The sequence below is a fragment of the Enterococcus sp. SB12 genome (assembly GCF_030910025.2).
GTDB classification, from domain to species: domain Bacteria; phylum Bacillota; class Bacilli; order Lactobacillales; family Enterococcaceae; genus Enterococcus_B; species Enterococcus_B faecium.
In genome coordinates this window covers 2,481,167-2,504,312 of record NZ_CP175675.1, presented here as the reverse complement: position 1 = coordinate 2,504,312, position 23,146 = coordinate 2,481,167, and the positions used below count along the sequence as shown (strand labels likewise).

The 23,146-nt window shown below is 39.8% G+C and carries 14 protein-coding genes and 2 pseudogenes; 10 read left to right on the top strand and 6 right to left on the bottom strand.

The features are described from left to right. The first annotated feature begins 8 nt into the window (after positions 1-8). Together RBL01_RS12435 and RBL01_RS12430 are read left to right on the top strand one after the other, a co-directional pair. Positions 9-575 carry a Gx transporter family protein gene (locus RBL01_RS12435; protein ID WP_002289378.1) on the top strand — a complete coding sequence of 189 codons (567 nt, stop codon included), beginning with the start codon at positions 9-11 and terminating at the stop codon, positions 573-575. 22 nt (positions 576-597) lie between these two features. Beyond that, positions 598-1,584: a polyprenyl synthetase family protein gene (locus tag RBL01_RS12430; RefSeq protein WP_410779634.1), complete on the top strand. Its 987-nt coding sequence runs from the start codon at positions 598-600 to the stop codon at positions 1,582-1,584. Between the two features lie 154 nt (positions 1,585-1,738). On the opposite strand, the pseudogene scm reads toward RBL01_RS12430, so the two are convergent. Then, positions 1,739-2,281 (bottom strand): annotated as a pseudogene (gene scm / locus RBL01_RS12425) (collagen-binding MSCRAMM adhesin Scm); the annotation flags it as partial. Positions 2,282-2,347: 66 nt separating this feature from the next. Between scm and RBL01_RS12420 the strand changes: the two are divergent. Both RBL01_RS12420 and RBL01_RS12415 read left to right on the top strand, forming a co-directional pair. After that, positions 2,348-3,473: pseudogene (locus tag RBL01_RS12420) on the top strand (IS3 family transposase). Between the two features lie 286 nt (positions 3,474-3,759). Continuing rightward, positions 3,760-4,284, top strand: a complete 525-nt coding sequence (locus RBL01_RS12415) for a DinB family protein (protein ID WP_002289384.1) — start codon at positions 3,760-3,762, stop codon at positions 4,282-4,284. 315 nt (positions 4,285-4,599) lie between these two features. Here RBL01_RS12415 and RBL01_RS12410 read toward each other — a convergent pair whose 3' ends face one another. The 4 genes from RBL01_RS12410 to RBL01_RS12395 all read right to left on the bottom strand — a co-directional run bounded on the left by RBL01_RS12410 (position 4,600) and on the right by RBL01_RS12395 (position 8,419). After that, positions 4,600-5,568 carry a biotin--[acetyl-CoA-carboxylase] ligase gene (locus RBL01_RS12410; RefSeq protein ID WP_002318797.1) on the bottom strand — a complete coding sequence of 323 codons (969 nt, stop codon included), beginning with the start codon at positions 5,566-5,568 and terminating at the stop codon, positions 4,600-4,602. 156 nt (positions 5,569-5,724) lie between these two features. Beyond that, the gene (locus tag RBL01_RS12405) at positions 5,725-6,531 is read right to left on the bottom strand and encodes an ABC transporter ATP-binding protein (protein ID WP_002328805.1); all 807 of its coding nucleotides are present in this window, start codon (positions 6,529-6,531) and stop codon (positions 5,725-5,727) included. Then, on the bottom strand, positions 6,528-7,433 hold the full coding sequence (locus RBL01_RS12400) for an ABC transporter permease (RefSeq protein WP_002318799.1): 906 nt from the start codon (positions 7,431-7,433) through the stop codon (positions 6,528-6,530). Before RBL01_RS12400 ends, RBL01_RS12405 begins: the two co-directional genes overlap by 4 nt. 17 nt (positions 7,434-7,450) lie before the next feature. Next, entirely contained in the window at positions 7,451-8,419 is a 969-nt protein-coding gene (locus RBL01_RS12395) for an ABC transporter substrate-binding protein (protein WP_002318800.1), read from the bottom strand. Between the two features lie 727 nt (positions 8,420-9,146). Between RBL01_RS12395 and rpoB the strand changes: the two genes are divergently transcribed. Beyond that, positions 9,147-12,764, top strand: coding sequence for a DNA-directed RNA polymerase subunit beta (rpoB, locus tag RBL01_RS12390; protein ID WP_002295964.1), 3,618 nt, complete (start codon positions 9,147-9,149; stop codon positions 12,762-12,764). A gap of 78 nt (positions 12,765-12,842) precedes the next feature. Further along, positions 12,843-16,496, top strand: coding sequence for a DNA-directed RNA polymerase subunit beta' (gene rpoC / locus RBL01_RS12385; RefSeq protein WP_002295965.1), 3,654 nt, complete (start codon positions 12,843-12,845; stop codon positions 16,494-16,496). Positions 16,497-17,091: 595 nt separating this feature from the next. On the opposite strand, the gene RBL01_RS12380 is transcribed toward rpoC, so the two are convergent. Then, positions 17,092-18,117 (bottom strand): LacI family DNA-binding transcriptional regulator, encoded by a 1,026-nt coding sequence (locus RBL01_RS12380; RefSeq protein ID WP_002300082.1) that lies wholly within the window; start codon positions 18,115-18,117, stop codon positions 17,092-17,094. A 275-nt stretch (positions 18,118-18,392) separates the two neighbouring features. Between RBL01_RS12380 and RBL01_RS12375 the strand changes: the two genes are divergently transcribed. The 4 genes from RBL01_RS12375 to RBL01_RS12360 all read left to right on the top strand — a co-directional run bounded on the left by RBL01_RS12375 (position 18,393) and on the right by RBL01_RS12360 (position 23,144). Beyond that, a complete protein-coding gene (locus tag RBL01_RS12375) occupies positions 18,393-20,078 on the top strand; it encodes an alpha-amylase family glycosyl hydrolase (RefSeq protein WP_002318801.1) in 1,686 nt (561 codons plus the stop codon). A 13-nt stretch (positions 20,079-20,091) separates the two neighbouring features. After that, positions 20,092-21,375 (top strand): ABC transporter substrate-binding protein, encoded by a 1,284-nt coding sequence (locus RBL01_RS12370; RefSeq protein WP_038809161.1) that lies wholly within the window; start codon positions 20,092-20,094, stop codon positions 21,373-21,375. A 69-nt stretch (positions 21,376-21,444) separates the two neighbouring features. Beyond that, positions 21,445-22,314 (top strand): carbohydrate ABC transporter permease, encoded by an 870-nt coding sequence (locus RBL01_RS12365; RefSeq protein ID WP_002302347.1) that lies wholly within the window; start codon positions 21,445-21,447, stop codon positions 22,312-22,314. Then, positions 22,311-23,144, top strand: coding sequence for a carbohydrate ABC transporter permease (locus RBL01_RS12360; RefSeq protein ID WP_307780963.1), 834 nt, complete (start codon positions 22,311-22,313; stop codon positions 23,142-23,144). The genes RBL01_RS12365 and RBL01_RS12360 overlap by 4 nt, the downstream gene beginning before the upstream one ends. The last annotated feature ends 2 nt before the right edge of the window (positions 23,145-23,146 follow it).

Here is a 23,146-nt window from a genome sequence, read left to right as displayed (position 1 = left end):
CACACACCATGAGTAAATTACAAAAAATGATTTATATTTCGCTACTTGTTGCACAAGGAGTGATCATTGGTTTATTGGAAAATATGATCCCTTATCCTTTTTCTTTTGCGCCTGGTGCAAAACTAGGCTTAGCCAATCTAATCACGATTGTTGCCATTTTTACCATGAAAAAACGAGACAGCTTCTTACTACTTTGGCTACGACTATTCCTGACTACTTTGCTAGGCGGAACGATTTCCACATTCCTTTATAGTATGAGTGGTGCTTTGCTTAGTTATTTTGGAATGTTATTGGTCAAGCAATTAGGACCAAAACGTGTCAGTATCATCGGAATTAGTGCGGCCGGCGGTTTCATGCATAATGTCGGACAGCTTTTGATGGCTTCTTTCATTGCACAATCATGGACAGTCATGTTGTACTTGCCAGTCCTTTCAGTTTTAGGGATTTTATCAGGGATTGCAATCGGGATCGCAGCGAATTATCTTTTACGACATGTGCAGACACTTCAACGATTCCAAAAAGATTATGAGCAGGGAACCAAACAAAAATGGAGCCCAATGTTTACCAAAAAATAATCGTCACACAAGGAGTTTTTTTATGAAGCTACATCCAATGTGGGAAAACTATCCTGCTTTAAGTAAAGAATTGACAGAAACACTAAAACGGATGGAAGAAACTGTCCGCCTGAAAAACAAACCTGTCGAACAAGCAATCAAAGAAACGATCCATGCCGGCGGAAAGCTGTTGCGTCCTGCCTATCAGCTATTGTTCTCACAATTTGGACCAGAGCAAGATCGAGACAAAGCCATCGCTTTGGCAGCTTCTATCGAAATGCTCCATACGGCCACACTGATCCATGATGATATCGTTGATGAAGCGGATCTGCGACGTGGTCAGCCTAATATCCGTAGTCAGTTTGGTAATGTCGTTTCTGTCTATGCAGGAGACTATTTATTTGTCTGCTGTTTTAAACTATTGTCTGATTACTCCACTTCCTTGAAAAGTCTCCAATTGAATTCTCGCAGTATGGAAAAAGTATTGAATGGCGAATTAGGGCAGATGGATGATCGCTATAATTATGAACTTTCTGTAAAAGAATATTTGGAAAATATTTCAGGTAAGACAGCTGAACTGTTCCAATTAAGTTGTTCTGTTGGCGCTTTTGAAAGTGGAACAAGCGAGCGCTTCGCAAAAAAAGCAGGAGATATCGGACTTTCTATAGGGATGGCCTTTCAGATTATCGATGATATTTTAGATTATACAAAAGAGAGCCAGGAAATCGGCAAACCTGTACTAGAAGACATGCGTCAAGGGGTCTATTCTTTACCGTTGATCTACTCTTTGCAAAAAAACAAACCAAAGCTACTACCTTATTTAGAGAAGAAAGCGGCAATGACAGAAGAAGATGTCAACGCCGTACGCAAAATCGTTGAACATACAGTAGGCGTGGAAGAAGCTAGGAAGTTAGCGGCCTCTTACACAGAAAAGGCTTTGAAGGAAATAAAGAAATTACCTGCCACCTCTCTTCGAACAAAAGAGAATCTCTTTTCCCTTACCCAACTGATTTTGGATCGCAAAGACTGAATAGGGAAAGGTTCGATACGTAAATAAATTTCTCAGAAGGAAATCTACGTGTTTTTTGACAAATTGAATTGTAGTTCTTGTATTTATGATAAAAAGCAAAAATAAAGAGCAACGTCCGTTAGCGACGTTGCTCTTTTTTATCTTGAATATTTTTTTACCTTTTCGATTTCTTATAACTCATAAAAGTGATTCTTAAACCGATTACAAGTAATATAACGCCTGCGAGTGTTATCCAATTATTCGATTGACTTCCAGTTTTAGGAAGTGCTCTTTTTGATTTGTTTCCATTGTCATTGCTTGTTTTATTAGTTAAGTTAAAGTTCGTCCTGTTATCCGAACTTGTTTTTGAGAAGGAGACACTTGCATGACGTGTATCGCTTGTGGTAGATGAATCTGTACTGTCACTTGAAGCTGACGTGTCCGTGCTATCACTTGTAGTGGTAGATGAATCTGTACTGTCACTTGAAGCTGACGTGTCCGTGCTATCACTTGTAGTGGTAGATGAATCTGTACTGTCACTTGAAGCTGACGTGTCCGTGCTATCACTTGTGGTAGAGGTAGTATCTGTACTATCGCTTGAAGTTGATGAATCTGAGCTATCACTTGTGGTAGAGGTTGTATCTGTACTGTCGCTTGAAGCTGATGTATCGGTACTATCACTTGTAGTGGTAGATGAATCTGAGCTGGTGTTAGTATCAAATCTTAGACAGCTTTTCGTAGAGACAAGAATAAATTAAACTTATCTACGAGAGGATGAATTTTTATGACCCGATATGAAGAAAATTTTAAACAAATGATTGTTGAACTGAATCAAACTGGACGTTCTGTTCGAGGGTTAGCGAAAGAATATGGCTTATCTGAAGCAACGATTTACAAATGGAAGAATTTATATTTACCTGATCAGTCCACAGGACTGACTGGAAAAGAAGTAGCTGAACTGAGAAAAGAAAATGCTCGTTTAAATGAGGAACTTGAAATCTTAAAAAAAGCCGCAGCCATATTCTCTCGGAAAACCTAAATTCGCTTGTTCAATTTATTGAAAAATGGTGTAAGGATTACACTGTTTCTTTGTTGTGTCGGTTATTAGAAATCCCTAGAAGTGTCTATTATTTTTATAAGAATAAACCGTTGACAGCTACAGAAATCAGAAATAATAAGTTGAAAAAGAAGATTTCAACAATTTTTTTACGAATAAACAACGCTATGGTGCCACAAAGATCCATCAAGTTTTATTAAAAGAAGGGATTTCAGTATCTCTTAAACATGTCCAAAAGCTAATGAAACAATTAAATTTAAGGTCGATTGTAGTTAAAAAATATAGACCTCAAAGGTCTAATAAACCGATCATTTCAAAAGAGAATCTCTTAAATCAGGACTTTTCTACTGAAACGATCTGTGAGAAATGGGCAGCTGACATTACGTACATTCCTACTAAGAAAAATGGTTGGTGTTACTTATCTTCAATCATGGATTTACACACGAAAAAAATTATTAGTTATACATTTTCAAAACGAATGACTGTGGATTGTGTCATTCAAACATTGAATAAAGCAAAAATACATTATCACATTCCAAAAGGAATGATTCTACACACTGACTTGGGCAGCCAATACACAGCAAGAGAAGTGGAACAATGGCTTAAAACCAACAAAATAAGGCATTCTTATAGTAGAAAAGGAACACCTTATGATAATGCTGGAATCGAATCTTTCCATGCCTCATTGAAAAAAGAAGAAGTCTACACGACTAGCTACTCAGATTTTGAAGAAGCAAATCGAGCGCTATTTAGCTACATTGAAGGATTTTATAACCGAAATCGAATCCATAGCTCGATTCACTATCTAACCCTACAGGAATTTGAAGAATTAGCAAAAGAAAAAATGGCTTAACCGTCTCTACTAAAATGTGTCCAAGATATTGACTCAAATCCAGCCACACCATACGAAAAGATATTGAACAACAAAGCAACTAGGACTAGTAAACTTGCCCTTTTTTTCATTTTTCCCCTTCCTTTCCTTTCAAACATTTTCCTATTATACTCTTTTTCTTTCAATCTCCAAACTATTGATGATGGTGACTGTTAAAGTGTAAAAAATAAGGGTGTGTAGTAACATATAAGTAGGTATCCTAGAATTAGGAAAAAGTAAGTAGGATAAATAAAAAGGAGGAAAATAAATGGATTATTTAGATATGCTATGCGAGAGTGTGGATCGGGCATATGATCGGTTTGAACGTTTGTTTGAAGGCGTCTCTATTGAGGAGGCCAATCGTTTTCCAGTGGAAGATAGAGCACCGCAGATCAAATCAATGACTTGGCTGGCTTGGCATACCGCTCGAGAATTAGATTTCCAGATTGCTGATTTAGCAGGAACCTCTCCAATTTGGCATAGTCAAGACTGGGAAAGCCGGTTTCCGATGACGATAGCAGATAACGAACAAGATTGGAAGCACAGTCTGGAACAAGCAAAGCAGATCCAAGCTAATCAAATAGAAGATCTGCTAGGATACTTGCGAGGAGCTGCTGATTTTGCTATTTCTTACTTAAGAAGGCTGGAACCTTCCGAGCTAGATGAAGTAATTGACGAGAACTGGACACCACCAGTCACACGAGGAATGCGTCTCGTTTCTATTATTGATGATGCTGCTATGCACTCTGGTCAGGTGATCTATGCGAGACGTTTGTTGGGATTAAGAGATTAAGGCACTAGCTAAAAAAGAACTTACGGCAAAATAAGTCGCAAGTTCTTTTTTGTTTTTATCGTTACCCATGGTCTATCTATAAGATCGAAAAAGGAAGCGGCCTGCTATCTCTTTTGATCGTGTAAACTAATGACTCTCTTGTTTTTTGCATTGATTCATTTAAAGAAGGTGTACCATGCTTTATAGATATTTTTAGAACACCTTTTTCTAGAGGATAGAGAAACTGTCAGCTGATAGAATAAGGAGAGTCTTTTGAAGAGAATTCAGAAAAAAGGACACTGTATGAGATCAGGTGTCCTTTTGTGAAATCTGATATTATTGCGTACGGATAGATGTGAGACTGATTTCGCCAGAAGACAAACTCATCTCCTGTTCATTTGTTTGGACGATCAATTCGCCATGATCACCGATTTCTTTTGCAAGACCGACATAAGTCGTTCCTTTTTGATTGAACGACACGGTTTTTCCCAATACGAATGATTTTTCTTTATAGAAGTCCAACGCTTTTTCTGGGTGAGAAAGATAAGTGAACAATTCTTGCCAAATTTTGCTGATTAGCTGATTCCTTGTGACACTAGCTTGTCCGTCGGGAAAGACAGAGGTGGCTTTTTCTTGGAGATCAGCTGGAAAATGATTTTGAGGAACAGAAAAATTAAGCCCGATCCCAATGATGATATGACTGATCCTGCCGCTTTCCATATCACTGACTGCTTCAGATAAAATCCCACAGACTTTTTTTCCATCCATGTAGATATCATTGACCCATTTGATCGAAGCAGAACGACCGGTTACAGATTCAATGGCTTTCACACAGGCACTGGCTGCGATGATCGTATATTGAGGCAATTCATCAAACCGTTTGTCTGGATGGAGCAAGAGACTCATGTAGATTCCTCGTCCAGGTTCAGCGAAAAAAGGCCGTCCAAAACGTCCACGAGCTTGTTCTTGTGTATCAGCAACAAATAACTTCGAAACAGAATCTCCTTGAGCTGCTGTCAGTTTGGCATCTTTCATCGTAGATTCAGAAGTCAACATCGTTTGTACTTTCAAATCAGGAATAAACGACCGTAGCTCTTGCTGGATTTCTTTTGCATCTAGTACGTCAGAGGGCAGGTAACGATACCCTGTAGGCCCGTGCTCAAAACGATAGCCTGCCTTTTCCAATTCTTTGATGGCTTTCCAAATACTTGTCCGGGAAACTTCCAGTTGCTGTGCCAACTTTTCTCCGGAAAGAAAATCTGGTGTCTTTTTCAATAATTGAAGTACCTTGTCTTTCGTTGTCATGGCATCAAGCTCCTTTCTCATCCATTCTATCAGGAAGAAGGAGAGAACAAAATAGTTTTCGAAGAAACAACGGTTGATACATAAAGCAAAAACGAAAGAAGGAAAGAGAAAAAAGAAGAGGGTGGGCGTTCATTTTTTGTCCCAGCCTCTTTCTGATTATGAAGATAAAAGTACTTGATCGTCTTTTAATGCCGTGCCGCTGTTTTGTTTGAACAACGCTAATAATTGGGGCACTGTGAGCTGCTGTTTTTCCTCTTGCTGGATATCTACGACGATCCTTCCTTGATGTAGCATGATCAGTCGATTCCCATAGCGGATCGCGTCTTCCATGTCATGAGTGACCATAAAAGCAGTGAGATTCTGCTCAGTGATCAGCTTTTCTGTCAATTCCATCACCGTTTTGGAAGTAGCAGGGTCAAGCGCTGCAGTGTGTTCATCTAATAAAATCAGTTCTGGACGCTGTAATGTGGCCATCAACAGCGTAATAGCTTGACGTTGTCCTCCAGACAGCAAACCGATTTCTGAGGATAAACGATTTTCCAAACCCAAATTTAGCCGAGCCAGCTGGTCTTTGAAAAATGTTCGGTCTTGTGGTTTGACACCACGGAAGAAGCCGCGTTTTTTTCCTCGTTTCATAGCAAGAGCGAGGTTTTCTTCTACCGTTAAACGAACGGCTGTCCCTAGTTTAGGATCTTGGAATACGCGACTGATGGATTTCGAACGTTCGACAACAGATTTTTTCGTGATATTTTTTCCATTCAATAAAATTTGTCCCTGATCGACAGAAAATGTACCGGCGATGCTGTTCAGCAAAGTAGATTTACCAGCCCCATTTCCACCGATGATCGTCACGAAGTCGCCGGGATCTAAGGAAAGATTAATGCCTTTCAGGACATGATTTTCGTTGATCGTTCCTTTTTCAAAGGTATGATGGAGATTTTCCAATGTTAAGACGTCATTCATTTGACACTACCGCCTTTCTTTTTTTGAGGTAAATGGAATTTTTGCTGGATCTGCGGGAAAGAAAGACAGATCACTAGCACGAAAGCAGAAGCAAGTTTCGAATCACTTGGTTCAACATTCAGTTCGAAGACTAACGCTAAAATAAAACGGTAAATGACCGCACCTAAAACGACAGTCAAGAGACGGAGAAATAGTGGTTGGTTACGTAACAAAACTTCTGCGATGATAATAGAAGCAAGTCCAATTACGATCGTTCCAATACCAGAATTCAAATCAGCAAAGCCGTTGTTTTGCGCAAGCAAGGAGCCAGAAAGAGCAATGCATCCATTAGAAATCATATAACCGATGATCTTCATATTATCTGTGTTGATCCCGTTTGCTTCGCTCATTGCCAGATTATCGCCAGTTGCACGAATAGCAAGTCCTGTTTCTGTACGTAAGAACAAAACAAGTAAACATACAACGATCAAAGCAAAAAGCAGACCGACGATCAGTACAGCGTTGTCTTTTGTTATGCCGAATGACTCGACCCAATGAAAGATCGTTGGCTGACCCAATAAAGAGATGTTCGGCGCACCCATCACACGGGATGTGACAGAATATAAACCAGTCATGGTGATGATCCCTGCAAGAAGGGCGGGAATTTTCAATTTTGTGTGAAGCAGTCCGGAAACAAGCCCTGCTGCCGCACCCCCTAAAAAGCCTAGAAGACAAGCTGTCAATGGATGATAGCCATTTGTAATACTTACTGCCGCGATCCCTGCACCTAAAGAAAAGCTTCCTTCAGCAGTCAAGTCGGCAATGTCCAAGATACGGAAAGTGACGTATACACCAATCGCAAGTAGGGCCCATAAGACCCCTTGCGATGCAGATGATAAGAAAAGAGAGAGCAAATTTGTCATGAGAATCCTCCTGTGTTTTATTCAGCTTCTTTGATGCTGTCTGGATTGATGCCTAATGCTTTGGCCATGTCTTTATTGACATACAGTTCCAAATCATTCGCTGTTTCGACAGGAAGTTCACTTGGCTTCTTGCCGTCTAAGATTTTTGCTGCCATGATCCCTGTTTGTTTGCCCAAGCTTTCGTAGTCGATTCCTACTGTTGCTAGACCGCCGTCTTTGACTTGATCAACTGCGCCAGCAACGACAGGTGTTTTTGTTTCTTTTGCGACTTCACCGACAACACTTGCCGCACTTGCGAACGTGTTATCAGTAGGAATATAGATTCCATCTACATCTTTAGCTAGACTTTTCGTCACTTGTTGGACATCATTTGTGGAATTTGCTGTCAGTACTTTGACTTTGACGCCCGCTTTTTTCAATTCTTTTTCTGCCAAATCAGCTTGGATCTTAGAGTTTGCTTCACCGTTGTTATACATGATGCCGATTGTTTTGGCGTCTGGCACGATATTTAACAGTAAGCCGATTTGTTTTTCGATTGGCACCATATCTGTCGTGCCAGTCACATTGCCGCCAGGTTTTTCATTGGATGTGACTAAATGGGCTTGTTCCAAGTCTGTGGCCGCTGTGACAGTCATCGGGATAGTGGTTGTTTCATTTAATAAGGATTGTGCTGCTGGAGTGGCGATCCCGAGTAGCAAATCAGGATCTTCTTTGACGAGTTTCTCACTCATACTTTTCAGGTTGTCTTGATTGTTTTGGGCATTTTGATAATCGATTGTTAGATTATCGCCTTCTTTATACCCTTCTTCTGCTAATCCTTCTTTGAATCCTTTATAGGCAGCGTCTAACGAGTTATGTTGTACAAGTTGCAATACGCCAATTGTTTTTTGTCCATCTGATGCCTCTGCGGAATTGTCTTTTTGTGCGCAACCTCCTAAAGCTAGTAGCAGGGCAGCGCCTAATCCGATGATTATATTTTTTTTCATTTCTTTTTCCTCCTTAATTTTGGGAAACAAAAAATCCATTCAGACAAAATGTCCAAATGGATTGAAAAGTCGGAAAATAAATTGAAAAAGTAGAATGCTTGATACTTTTACTTTGTATTTTCACTGCTCAGCCACTTAGCATTTTGTCTACGTGGCTTTTTGCTGCAATACAAAGTTCTTTAGCCATCATAGATACAAACTGTCGTTTAACGTTTGTATCCATCATGATGAATATAAACCTATCTAAAGTAGCTAAAGTAAAAGTTATTCAGTTGTGTTGGTGCGATTTTGTTGATGTTGGTTCGCATAGAAGTTCCTCCACAAGATGAATTTTCTAAAGTATAACCGAGATAAAAAGGTCTGTCAATTAAGAATTGTCAGATAATTGAAAACATAAAATTGAAAACATTAAGAAAATATTGCGAAAAAGCAGAAGAAACGCCAGGAAGTGTTGACTTTTATAGAAAATAAGTGTAATATATGAAGTTGCAAAAACTATCTGATGAAGAAAAGGCAGAAACGAAATATTGTCCGTTTCGGCTTTAATATAAGGAAACAAAAGTAGAAGCTCACGAAGTAAGGTTTCAAGAGAATGTTCTATTTTTGGTTTTTTTTTGCCTAAAAGCCGCAAAAAATGTCTGTTGTTACCTAAAAATAATATTTGAAATATTATTGTAACAATCGATCGGGTAGTCTTTTTGAATGACATTTTAGAGGGGTGAAGAGCTTGGCTGGACACGTAGTAAAATACGGAAAACATCGCGAACGTAGAAGTTTCGCAAGAATCAGTGAAGTGTTGGAATTACCAAATTTGATCGAAATTCAAACAGACTCTTACCAATGGTTCTTAGATGAGGGACTTAGAGAAATGTTTGAAGACATTTTGCCAATCGATGACTTCAATGGCAATCTATCTTTGGAATTTGTAGATTATGAATTGAAAGAACCAAAGTATACAGTAGCAGAAGCTCGTGCGCATGATGCAAACTACTCTGCACCATTACATGTAACATTGCGTTTGACAAACCGCGAGACTGGCGAAATCAAAGCACAAGAAGTATTCTTCGGTGATTTCCCATTAATGACAGAACAAGGAACATTTATCATCAACGGGGCAGAGCGAGTAATCGTTTCTCAGTTAGTCCGTTCACCAGGTGTCTATTTCCATGGAAAAGTCGACAAAAACGGAAAAGAAGGATTCGGTTCTACTGTTATCCCTAACCGTGGCGCTTGGCTAGAAATGGAAACTGATGCAAAAGACATCTCTTATGTACGTATCGACCGTACACGTAAGATTCCTTTAACCGTATTAGTTCGTGCGTTAGGATTTGGTTCCGATGATACGATCTTTGAAATCTTCGGTGACAGCGAAACATTACGCAATACAGTCGAAAAAGACTTGCATAAAAACGCAAGCGACTCAAGAACAGAAGAAGGTTTGAAAGACGTTTACGAACGTTTGCGTCCAGGCGAACCAAAAACAGCAGACAGCTCACGTAACTTGCTGAATGCTCGTTTCTTCGATCCAAAACGTTACGACTTAGCAAACGTTGGTCGTTACAAAGTAAACAAAAAATTAGATTTGAAAACACGTCTATTGAATCTGACATTAGCTGAAACATTAGTTGATCCAGAAACAGGCGAGATCATCGTTGAAAAAGGAACAGTTCTGACTCACCAAGTCATGGAAACACTAGCTCCTTTCATTGATAATGGCCTAAATTCAGTGACTTACTATCCATCAGAAGACGGTGTGGTCACAGATCCAATGACTGTCCAAGTCATCAAAGTATTTTCACCAAGAGACCCTGAACGTGAAGTAAACGTGATCGGAAACGGCTATCCAGAAGCAGCTGTAAAAACGGTTCGTCCAGCCGACATCATTGCTTCAATGAGCTATTTCTTGAACTTGATGGAAGGTATCGGCAATGTCGATGATATCGACCACTTAGGAAACCGTCGTATCCGTTCAGTCGGTGAACTTTTACAAAACCAATTCCGTATCGGTCTAGCACGTATGGAACGTGTGGTTCGTGAAAGAATGTCGATCCAAGATACTGAAACATTGACACCTCAACAATTGATCAATATCCGTCCAGTTGTGGCAAGTATCAAAGAATTCTTTGGTTCTTCTCAGTTGTCACAGTTCATGGATCAAACAAATCCTCTTGGCGAATTGACACACAAACGTCGTCTTTCAGCCTTAGGACCTGGCGGATTGACTCGTGACCGCGCCGGTTATGAAGTTCGTGACGTTCACTACTCCCACTATGGCCGTATGTGTCCGATCGAAACTCCTGAAGGCCCAAACATCGGGTTGATCAATAGTTTGTCCAGTTATGCGAAAGTAAATAAATTCGGATTTATCGAAACACCTTATCGTCGTGTAGACCGTGAAACAGGTCGTGTTACTGACCAAATCGACTACTTGACAGCTGATATCGAAGACCATTACATCGTAGCCCAAGCAAACAGCCCATTGAATGAAGATGGAACATTTGCTCAAGACGTTGTTATGGCTCGTGCTCAAAGTGAAAACTTAGAAGTATCTATTGATAAAGTAGACTACATGGACGTATCACCTAAACAAGTAGTTGCCGTTGCGACAGCATGTATTCCTTTCTTGGAAAACGATGACTCCAACCGTGCCTTGATGGGTGCCAACATGCAGCGTCAAGCAGTGCCGTTGATCAATCCTCAAGCACCATGGGTTGGTACTGGTATGGAATACAAATCAGCGCATGACTCAGGAGCTGCTTTGTTATGTAAACATGACGGTGTCGTTGAATACGTTGATGCTTCTGAAATCCGTGTACGCCGCGACAACGGTGCATTAGATAAATACGATGTAACAAAATTCCGTCGTTCAAACTCCGGAACAAGCTACAACCAACGTCCAATCGTTCATTTGGGTGAGAAAGTCGAAAAAGGGGATACTCTGGCAGACGGACCATCTATGGAACAAGGCGAAATGGCTCTAGGTCAAAACGTTTTAGTTGGTTTCATGACTTGGGAAGGGTACAACTATGAAGATGCGATCATCATGAGCCGTCGTTTGGTAAAAGATGACGTATACACTTCTATTCATATTGAAGAATATGAATCGGAAGCCCGCGATACAAAATTAGGACCTGAAGAAATCACACGCGAAATCCCTAATGTCGGGGAAGACGCATTGAAAGATTTAGACGAAATGGGCATCATCCGTATCGGTGCAGAAGTCCAAGATGGCGATTTGCTTGTAGGGAAAGTCACGCCAAAAGGGGTAACAGAATTATCTGCAGAAGAACGTCTATTGCATGCGATCTTTGGCGAAAAAGCTCGTGAAGTCCGCGATACATCATTACGTGTACCGCATGGCGGCGGCGGGATCGTTCACGATGTGAAAATCTTTACTCGTGAAGCTGGAGATGAATTGTCACCAGGCGTAAACATGTTAGTTCGTGTTTATATCGTTCAAAAACGTAAAATCCATGAAGGGGATAAAATGGCCGGTCGTCACGGAAATAAAGGGGTTGTATCCCGTATTATGCCGGAAGAAGATATGCCATTCCTACCTGATGGAACACCAATCGATATCATGCTGAATCCTTTAGGGGTGCCTTCACGTATGAACATCGGACAAGTATTGGAATTACACTTGGGTATGGCTGCACGTCAGTTAGGTATCCACGTAGCAACGCCAGTATTTGATGGTGCAAGTGATGAAGACGTATGGGAAACAGTTCGTGAAGCCGGTATGGCCAGCGATGCGAAAACTGTTCTGTACGACGGACGTACAGGTGAACCATTTGATGGACGTGTGTCTGTCGGTGTGATGTACATGATCAAACTTGCTCACATGGTCGATGACAAATTGCATGCACGTTCAATCGGACCTTACTCATTGGTTACACAACAACCATTGGGAGGTAAAGCTCAATTTGGTGGACAACGTTTTGGTGAAATGGAAGTATGGGCACTGGAAGCTTACGGTGCGGCTTATACTTTACAAGAAATCTTGACATACAAATCAGATGACGTAGTCGGACGTGTGAAAACATACGAAGCAATCGTCAAGGGTGAACCAATTCCAAAACCAGGTGTACCGGAATCATTCCGCGTATTGGTGAAAGAATTGCAATCACTAGGTCTGGACATGCGTGTCTTGGATATCGAAGAAACAGAGATCGAACTTCGCGACATGGACGATGAAGACGACGATTTGATCACTGTTGATGCTTTGACAAAATTTGCCGAACAGCAAACTGCCAAAGAATTAGAAAAGAAAGCTGCTGAACAAGTGGAAGATGAAAAAGACGATGTCATCCAAAACTTCGAAACCGCAGAAGATAATTTAGACTAATCCGGTCTATGAGCTGCAAGGCGGTCGAAGATCAGCCGTCTTGCGGTTTGCCATTAAATGAAATGGAGGGAACCCCTTTTGATCGATGTAAATAAATTCGAAAGTATGCAAATAGGTTTGGCTTCTCCCGAAAAAATCAGAAGCTGGTCTTACGGTGAAGTAAAAAAACCTGAGACGATTAACTATCGCACCTTAAAACCTGAACGCGAAGGGTTGTTCTGTGAGCGGATTTTTGGTCCTACAAAAGACTGGGAATGTGCCTGCGGAAAATACAAACGTATCCGTTATAAAGGAATCGTTTGTGATCGATGCGGAGTGGAAGTTACTCGTTCGAAAGTTCGCCGTGAACGCATGGGACATATTGAATTAGCAGCTCCTGTTTCACATATCTGGTACTTTAAAGGGATTCCTTCACGTATGGGTCTTGTATTAGACATGAGCCCACGCGCTTTGGAAGAAATCATTTATTTTGCTTCATATGTAGTCATCGAACCAGGAAATACGAATTTAGAGAAAAAACAATTGTTGACAGAACGCGAATATCGCGAAAAACGTGAACAATATGGACAAGAATTCCAAGCTGCTATGGGTGCAGAAGCGATCAAACAATTACTTGATAATGTTGATCTAGATGCAGAAGCAGCCGAATTGAAAGAAGAATTGAAATCTGCACAAGGACAAAAACGTACACGTGCAATCCGCCGTTTGGATATTTTAGAAGCATTCCGCGCTTCAGGAAATCAACCAAGCTGGATGGTTATGGACGTTATCCCTGTTATTCCACCAGATTTACGCCCAATGGTTCAATTAGAAGGTGGACGTTTTGCAACAAGTGACTTGAATGATCTTTACCGTCGTGTAATCAACCGTAATAACCGTTTGAAACGTTTGTTAGACTTGAATGCACCTGGAATCATCGTTCAAAATGAAAAACGTATGCTGCAAGAAGCAGTAGATGCATTGATCGATAACGGTCGTCGCGGACGTCCAGTTACTGGACCAGGTAACCGCCCATTGAAATCTCTTTCTCATATGTTGAAAGGGAAACAAGGTCGTTTCCGTCAAAACTTGCTAGGTAAACGTGTCGACTACTCCGGTCGTTCTGTTATCGTTGTTGGACCTTTCTTGAAGATGTACCAATGTGGACTTCCAAAAGAAATGGCTATCGAATTATTCAAACCATTCGTGATGCGTGAGCTTGTTCAACGCGAACTAGCTTCAAACATCAAAAATGCGAAACGTAAAATCGAACGTCAAGAAGACGAAGTATGGGATGTTTTAGAAGACGTAATCAAGGAACACCCAGTATTGCTGAACCGGGCACCTACGCTTCACCGACTTGGTATCCAAGCATTCGAACCAGTTTTAGTACAAGGACGCGCAATCCGTTTGCATCCACTTGTATGTGAAGCTTATAATGCCGATTTCGATGGAGACCAAATGGCTGTCCACGTGCCATTGAATGAAGAAGCACAAGCAGAAGCACGTATGTTGATGTTAGCTGCTCAAAACATCTTGAACCCTAAAGATGGTAAACCAGTTGTTACTCCTTCTCAAGATATGGTTCTAGGTAACTACTACTTGACAATGGAAGAAGAAGGACGCGAAGGCGAAGGAATGGTCTTCAGAGATCAAAACGAAGCCGTTATCGCATGGCGCAACGGATATGTTCATTTACATTCACGTATCGGTGTGAACCCTAACTCATTAGGTGAAAAACCATTTACTGAATGGCAAAAAGAACGTACGATGATCACAACAGTTGGTAAGATCATCTTCAACGAGATCATGCCTCCTGAATTCCCTTATCTGAATGAACCAACAGACTTCAACTTGACCGTCCAAACACCGGACAAATACTTTGTTGAAGCTGGTACTGATATTCCTGCACATATCAAAGAGCAAGAATTAGTATTACCGTTCAAGAAGAAAAACTTAGGAAACATCATCGCAGAAGTCTTCAAACGATTCAAAGTAACAGAAACTTCTAAGATGCTTGACCGTATGAAAGACTTAGGGTATAAACATTCAACACATGCCGGTATCACAGTAGGGATCGCTGACATCAGTGTACTGAATGAAAAACAAGAAATCATTGAAAATGCCCATAAACAAGTTGAAACTATTACAAAACAATTCCGTCGTGGTCTGATTACAGATGATGAACGTTATGAACGTGTCATTGCTGTTTGGAACGCTGCAAAAGACAGCATCCAACAAAAACTGATGGAAGGTTTGGAAGCGAAAAACCCAATCTTCATGATGTCTGATTCTGGAGCTCGTGGGAACATTTCCAACTTTACACAGCTTGCCGGAATGCGTGGTTTGATGGCCGCTCCTAATGGTCGAATCATGGAATTGCCAATCATTTCGAACTTCCGTGAAGGACTATCCGTCTTGGAAATGTTTATCTCAACTCACGGGGCTCGTAAAGGGATGACCGATACAGCCTTGAAGACTGCCGATTCAGGTTACTTGACTCGTCGTCTGGTTGACGTGGCCCAAGATGTAATCATTCGTGAAGAAGATTGCGGTACTGACCGAGGTCTTGAAATCCAAGCAATCCGTGAAGGAAATGAAATCATCGAATCATTAGAAGATCGTTTAGTGGGACGTTACACTCGTAAAGAAGTACGTCATCCTGAAACAAATGAATTGATCATTGCAGGAAACCAATTGATTTCCGAAGACATCGCAAAACAAATCGTTGATGCAGGTGTCGAAACAGTGACAATCCGTTCTGTCTTCACATGTAATACAAAACATGGTGTCTGCAAACATTGTTACGGACGCAACCTTGCAACTGGCTCTGACGTTGAAGTCGGAGAAGCAGTTGGTACGATCGCCGCTCAATCAATCGGTGAACCTGGTACTCAGTTGACGATGCGTACATTCCATACGGGTGGGGTTGCCGGAGACGATATCACTCAAGGTCTTCCTCGTGTCCAAGAAATCTTTGAAGCACGTAATCCGAAAGGGCAAGCAGTGATCACAGAAGTAACAGGGGATGTCATCGATATCTCAGAAGATCCTGCAACACGTACCAAAGAAGTAACAATCAAAGGAAAAACAGATACACGTACGTATACTGTTCCTTATACAGCACGTATGAAAGTAGCAGAAGGCGATATGATCCACCGTGGTGCGCCATTGACAGAAGGATCAATCGATCCAAAACAATTGTTGCAAGTTCGCGATGTATTATCTGTTGAAAACTACTTGCTTCGTGAAGTACAACGTGTTTACCGTATGCAAGGGGTAGAAATCGGCGACAAGCATATCGAAGTAATGGTTCGTCAAATGCTGCGTAAAGTTCGTGTAATGGATCCAGGTGATACAGATATCTTACCAGGTACATTATTAGACATCGCAGACTTTAAAGATCAAAACTACAATACGCTAGTCTCAGGAGGCGTTCCTGCAACTTCTCGACCTGTCTTGCTAGGTATCACAAAAGCATCATTAGAAACAAATAGTTTCTTATCTGCTGCATCATTCCAAGAAACAACTCGTGTCTTGACGGATGCTGCGATCCGCGGTAAAAAAGATCCTCTTCTTGGTTTGAAAGAAAATGTTATCATCGGTAAGATCATCCCAGCTGGTACTGGTATGCAACGTTACCGTGACATGGAACCAAAAGAAGTCGGTGTAGCAAGCGAAAATGTCTACAGTATTTCAGATATTGAAGCACAAATGGCTGCAGAAGACGCAATGAACAATCAAACAAAATAGATATTTTACAAAAGAGGTTGTGACAAATTACTGTCACAACCTCTTTTTTGGTTTTTCTAAAATAATTTGTCTAACTAGAAGAAAAGTGGGAAAGGATCTTAACAACATCGATTCGTATCCCATTAAGGTATCGGAACGATCATCTTCCAAGAGAAGTCAATCAACAAAAGTAAAGATAGATCATTTTTTGAATGCAAAATAAATTCATGGGAAGATAGAGCGGTTATTTTTAATATTTTGCTAGCTATTATTGAATAATTCCTCGAATAAAACAAAACCAGTAGACATGTCTGTTATTCTATTTATGTTTTAGAGATAAGTATCCCCAAATAACATGGATTGAAATAAGGGTAAATGAGTTTGAAAAAATGAACTATAAAAACTTATACACAACGTGGTTAAAAATAGTTTTTTCTTCCCTGTGGAAAAAATAGTTTAACACAAACATTATAATTATCCACAGCTATCTAAAACAGATGGAAAATAAAGAAAAATCCGCTAAAATACCGGGAGGGGGTAATGGGGGGTGAGTGATTGAAAAAAGAACAGAGTAACTGACTTATCCTCAGTGTTTCTGTTCTTTTATAAATCTGCCCTACATTTCTTGTTGTTGGATCGAATCTGTGAGAGTAATCTCGGTTGAAAGAATGATTCTTTTTTCTTCTGGGTATTGGTGATGGATCAATTGGAATAAAAGTTCTGTGGCTTTGATTCCTAACTGATTTGTTGGAATGTCTATCCGAGTCAGCTGTGGCGAAAATAGGGAGGACAATAAGGGATCACTGAATCCTGCGATCGAAAGATCATCAGGTATCTGCTTTCCAGTTTGTTCTGCAACTTTGTAAATACTCAATGATTTTAATGCATCGGTAGAAAAAATCGCAGTTGGTCTTTCTCGCAGCTTCATTAAATCATTCATTGCTGCCATGCTGTCTTCTAAGCGAAAGCCGCCGTCTATGATCCATTCATTACGGATATCTAGGTGATGATCAAATAAGCATTGACGGTAACCATTGAGACGATCATTGGATACATAAACTTCTGTCGGAGCATGGAGACAGCCGATATGACGGTGTCCATTCTTGATCAGTGTTTCCACCAAATCGTAACTATCCTGGAAATTATCCGTGTCCACTGAGTAGATGTTCGTGTAGTCGTTTCCGACTTTTCCGATTACCACAATAGGAATATTGTATTGATCCAATTCAAAAAGAAGTGTTTCATCCATCGTAGAGCTTAAAATAATAATTCCTCGAATCATTTTTTCTTGGATCTTTTTCGCGCATTTTTCTAGCTCTTCTTCTGGTGTTTTTGCCGTTTGTAGAATCAAGTCGAAGTTATTTTGTTCAGAAACGGCAGAAATGGATTGAATAACATCTGAAAAAAAAGGATTGCCATAGGTCGTATGAGAAGTACGATGAGATAATGCTAGAATCGCGTCAAAACCATTTCCTGACAGTCCTCTTGCAATTTTGCTCGGTTCATAATTCAATTCTTTGATTGCTTGAAGTACACTTGCTTTTGCTTTATCAGAGATATTTGGCTGGTTATTTAATACTCTGGAGACAGTTGATTTGGAGACATTGGCTTTGTTCGCAATGTCATAAATAGTAGGTTTCAATTTTATATGCACCTCCTTTTTGGGAGCGTTTTAGAATAATTCCATAGTACAATAGACATTCTTTTTTGTCTATGATTTTGAAAATTTAGGAATAGCTTGCATGATCATGAGAGACCATATTTTTTTAAGAAGCTATTAACTATTGATACATAAGCTTTCTTATTTGTATTTTTTTGTATATCAAAATTATTTAAAAAAATGCTATTGACAGTAAGCGTTTTCCATAATATGATCAAATCGTTGGGAACGCTCCCAAAAAAAGAAAGGGGAATCCGATGTATACAAAACTTTTACAAGCGATTTATCGCGACTCAGATTTGGCTGAGAAAACCGCCTCTATGATTGAACAAAAAGTCAGTGATTATCAGCAGAAGAAAGGCCAGGCAGGCAAACTGCATTGGGACGAAGAAGATATTTTCTTGATTACTTATGGGGAGCAATTTTTTGAAGAGCAGCAACCAACTTTGCGTACATTTAAGAAATTTTATCAAAAGTATTTGGCAGATACATTTAGTGTTGTACATTTCTTGCCATTTTTCCCATATACATCTGATGATGGTTTCTCCGTTGTAAATTATCAGGCAATCAACGACCGTTTGGGCACATGGGAAGATATAGAAGAAATGAGAAGCGAAACACGGTTAATGTTCGACTTTGTCTGCAATCATATGTCTGCCGAAAGTACTTGGTTTCAGGAATATTTAAACTTGAATGATACGTACAAAGATTTTTTTATTGATTTGCCACTGGATACAGATACAAGCAGCGTGACTAGACCAAGGACTAGTCCACTACTTACAACTTTCATCGACAAAAACGGGAAAGAAAAACATGTATGGACGACTTTTAGCGAAGATCAAGTAGATTTGAATTTTAAAAACCCAGAAGTTTTATTGAAAATGATCGATATTCTTTTGTTTTACTTAGAAAAAGGCGCTTCATTTATTCGTTTGGATGCTGTGGGGTTTTTATGGAAAGAACTAGGAACTTCTTGTATACACTTGCCAGAAACGCATAAGATTATTCAGTTATTCCGTGCAATCGTTGATGAAGCAGCTCTAGGAACGGTATTGATCACCGAGACAAATGTGCCACATAAAGATAATATTAGTTATTTTGGCGATGGCAGGAATGAAGCACAGATGGTCTATCAGTTTTCGCTACCACCTTTGACCCTTCAAGCGATTCGTTCGGGTAATACAAGTAAGTTGAAAGAATGGTTAAAAACCATCGATTTCGCATCGAAAAAAATAACTTTTTTTAATTTTTTAGCCTCCCATGACGGTATCGGATTGAATCCGGTACGAGGTATTTTGCCAGAAACAACGATCCTTGAATTAGTGGAACAGCTGAAGAAAGAGGGTGCCCGAGTAAACTACAAGAAAAACCCAGATGGAACGACCAGTCCATATGAGATAAACGCTACGTATCTAGATGCGTTAAGTTCTCCAACAGATACGACGGAATGGAGAAGCAAACGCTTTTTAGCAGCTCATTCATTTTTGGTAACGTTACCAGGCGTGCCGGCAATTTATATTCAAAGTGTGATGGGAAGTCGAAATGATTACAAAGGCGTAGAAAAAACAGGAGAGAATCGAAAAATCAATCGGCAAAAATTTTTGTTAGCAGATATTGAGAAAGAGTTGCAGACAGATCCATTAAGAACAGCAGTATATGGTGAATTGACCCAGATGCTATCTATTCGAAAAAAAGAAAAAGCCTTCCATCCGAATAGTTTGATTTACTTACTGGACTCAGCAGATTCTTTTATCAGTTTTATTCGCGAAGCGAAGGAAGAGAAAGTCTTAGTTATCCATAATTTTTCCAATCAATCAGCAGGTTATCTTTTACCAAAAGGAGATTACCTAGACCTGTTTTCTGGACAAATTATCCATTGCAGTCAAGAACGAAAGTTGATATTCCAGCCGTATGAATATATGTGGCTGAAAATAATAAAATAAGAGGTGGAAAAAAATGAAAAAAATTATTGTTACTACCTGTCTGCTAGCTACTGGATTTCTTCTTACTGCTTGTGGTGAAAGTCAAAGATCTAACGAATCACAACAGACAACGATTCAATTCATGCACTCTTCTGTCGAACAGGAACGATTAAGTGTGATCAATGAACTGGTTGCTGATTTTGAAAAAGAAAATCCAGACATCAAAATCAAGCAAGTGCCGGTAGAAGAATCAGCGTTCAATACGAAAATCGTTACGTTAGCTCGTTCCGGTAAATTACCAGAAGTAATGGAAGTCAGTCAGGATTTTGCTAAAGTGATGGATAAAGATGAACTGATTGATCAGACGGCAGTCCAAAACGTTATCGAGGAAGCTGGAGAAGATAATTATTATGACGGAGCCAAAAACCTTGTTCGTTCAGAAGATGGAAAAAGCTATATTGCTGCACCAATTAGCGGCTGGGTTCAAGGTATTTGGTATGACAAAGAAAAATTATCAGAAGCTGGTTTTTCAGAACCAGAAAATTGGGATGATATTTTAAAAATTGCTCAACATTTCACATATAAAGAGAATAAACAATATGGAATTGCTATGCCTACTGCTGAAGGAACAATGAGTGAGCAAGCGTTCTCTCAATTTGCTTTGTCAAATGGAGCAAATGTTTTGGATGATGAAGGCGAGGTAACGATCGATACGGAAAAGATGAGAGAAGCATTGTCGTTTTATCAAAACTTATCCCAATACACGATGCCAGGCTCTAATGATGTGACAGAAATCAAAGATGCTTTCATGAATGGAACAGCACCAATGGCAATCTATTCAACTTACATTTTGCCTTCTGTTTATGAAGCGGGGAACTCAGAAAATATCGGTTTTGCTATCCCAACACAAGAAGATCAAGCTGTCTATGGCACAGTATCTGGATTGACGATTTCTTCTGGTCTAGACGAGAAACAAAAAGAGGCTGCTGAAGCATTCACAGCTTTCTTATCTCAACCGAAAAACATGGAAAAGTGGGTCTTGATGTCTCCTGGTGGTGCTCAACCAGTGAATAAACAAGTAGTCGAACTGGATGGTTACAAAGAAAATGAAGTCATCAAGTCTTTTGGCGAGCTGCCATCTGAGATTGCTAGTGCTTTTGATGAAGTACAAGTCTTTGGACTAGTCGGGGAAAAGAATTTCACGAAAATGGGAGATATCACAAGCTCAGGTGTGATCGGAAAAGCAGTGAACCAAGTAACTGTCGGAAACGAAGATGTCGATCAATCTTTAGCTGACGCACAAAAAAATACGAAATAACAAGAAGTTCTGCCAATGGTGTTCGAAAAAAGTAGATAGCTATTGGCAGATTATCAGGGGGAGGTTTCAATGAATCGTCCAAGGAAACATTCTGACTTAAAATTAGCCATGGGACTTTTAGCACCAAGCATGCTTTTATTAGCTGTTTTAGTGCTGATTCCAATGCTTTCCAATATTCAGATCAGTTTTTTCGATATGCCGCTGAATCCTAACTTAGACGCCGTTTTTATCGGATTAAGCAATTATCTTGAAATTTTAAGTGATAGTGAATTTTATCGTTCTTTAGGTTTAACAGTTGCTTACACATTCTTAGTTGTAGCAGGCAGTACAGCTTTAGGATTAGCCGTAGCTATTTTGCTTAACCGCAAGTTCAGATTTAGGAAAACGGTGCGTTCACTGATTTTATTAAGTTATGTTACGCCATCTATTTCTTTGATTTTTGCTTGGAAATATATGTTCAATAATAGTTATGGAATCGTCAATGATCTGTTAGTAGATAGGTTGCAGCTTTTCAACGAAGCACCGCTGTGGTTCGACCAGCCAGTTGCTAGCTTCTTTATGGTCGTTTTGTTTGCGATCTGGAGATACTATCCGTATGCGTTTATTTCATTTTTGGCTATTTTGCAAACAGTCGACAAAACGCTTTATGAAGCAGCTGAAATGGACGGTGCAAATGCTTGGCAGAAGTTCAAGATCGTGACACTGCCGGCAATCAAACCAGTACTAGCAACTGTGATTGTTTTAAGATCTATCTGGATGTTCTATATGTTTACAGATGTCTATCTACTGACGAATAAAGTCAATATCTTAGGCGTTTATTTGTATCAGACAGCCTTTGCGTTCAATGATCTTGGAAAAGCAGCAGCTATATCGATTCTATTGTTCATCATTATTGCAGCGGTCGTCTTGCTCTCACGAAAGAAGGTGGACTTGAAATGAAAAATAAAAAGAGCAGGAAAATCTTATTTTACGCGACGATTTTGTTGCTATTAGCTGTCAATTTGTTTCCATTTTTGATCATGCTGATGACATCATTCAAGGATTCACAAGAAATTGCAACGACACAAACTATTTTTCCGAAAGAATGGACTTTTGAACATTATCAGGATATTTTCAATGCTGAGATTTTTCCATTCATCATGTATTTCAAAAATAGTTTAGTGATCTCCTCGATAGCCTCCGTAACTGCAGTAGTGATTGGGATCAGCGGGGCATACGCTTTGTCAAAACTACGCTTCAAAGCTCGCTCGAAAATCAATGCTAGCTTTTATACCGTCTATATGTTTTCCGGTATTTTGATCGTTGTTCCATTATTTAAAATCATTTCCAGTCTAGGTTTGTATGATACCAATACAGCACTGATTATCACGATGGTCGTTCAAACACTTCCTACTGCGATATTCATGCTAAAAAGTTATTCTGACACGATTCCGACTGATATTGAAGAAGCAGCAATGATCGATGGTCTTAGCCGGATCCAAATCATTATTCGGATCATTATACCATTGGCTATTTCTGGAATCATTTCTGTCTTCGTTTATTGTTTTATGGTTTCGTGGAATGATTATTTATTTGCTTCGATTTTCCTGTCGACCTTCGAAAAATTTACTTTACCAATCGGTTTGAACACATTATTCAGTACACCAGACTACATTTGGGGACGAATGATGGCCGCTTCATTGGTGACCGCTTTACCAGTCATCATTATGTATGCGTTATCTGAACGATTCATTAAAGGGGATTTAGTCGAAGGCGGCGTAAAAGGATAAAA

Excerpts from the sequence above, each read along its gene's own strand:
- RBL01_RS12430 (WP_410779634.1), top strand. The coding sequence starts at position 598 with ATGAAGCTACATCCAATGTGGGAAAACTATCCTGCTTTAAGTAAAGAA.
- RBL01_RS12365 (WP_002302347.1), top strand. The coding sequence starts at position 21,445 with ATGAATCGTCCAAGGAAACATTCTGACTTAAAATTAGCCATGGGACTT.
- RBL01_RS12375 (WP_002318801.1), top strand. The coding sequence starts at position 18,393 with ATGTATACAAAACTTTTACAAGCGATTTATCGCGACTCAGATTTGGCT.
- RBL01_RS12415 (WP_002289384.1), top strand. The coding sequence starts at position 3,760 with ATGGATTATTTAGATATGCTATGCGAGAGTGTGGATCGGGCATATGAT.
- RBL01_RS12435 (WP_002289378.1), top strand. The coding sequence starts at position 9 with ATGAGTAAATTACAAAAAATGATTTATATTTCGCTACTTGTTGCACAA.
- RBL01_RS12400 (WP_002318799.1), bottom strand. The coding sequence starts at position 7,433 with ATGACAAATTTGCTCTCTCTTTTCTTATCATCTGCATCGCAAGGGGTC.
- RBL01_RS12370 (WP_038809161.1), top strand. The coding sequence starts at position 20,092 with ATGAAAAAAATTATTGTTACTACCTGTCTGCTAGCTACTGGATTTCTT.
- RBL01_RS12395 (WP_002318800.1), bottom strand. The coding sequence starts at position 8,419 with ATGAAAAAAAATATAATCATCGGATTAGGCGCTGCCCTGCTACTAGCT.
- RBL01_RS12360 (WP_307780963.1), top strand. The coding sequence starts at position 22,311 with ATGAAAAATAAAAAGAGCAGGAAAATCTTATTTTACGCGACGATTTTG.
- RBL01_RS12410 (WP_002318797.1), bottom strand. The coding sequence starts at position 5,568 with ATGACAACGAAAGACAAGGTACTTCAATTATTGAAAAAGACACCAGAT.
- RBL01_RS12405 (WP_002328805.1), bottom strand. The coding sequence starts at position 6,531 with ATGAATGACGTCTTAACATTGGAAAATCTCCATCATACCTTTGAAAAA.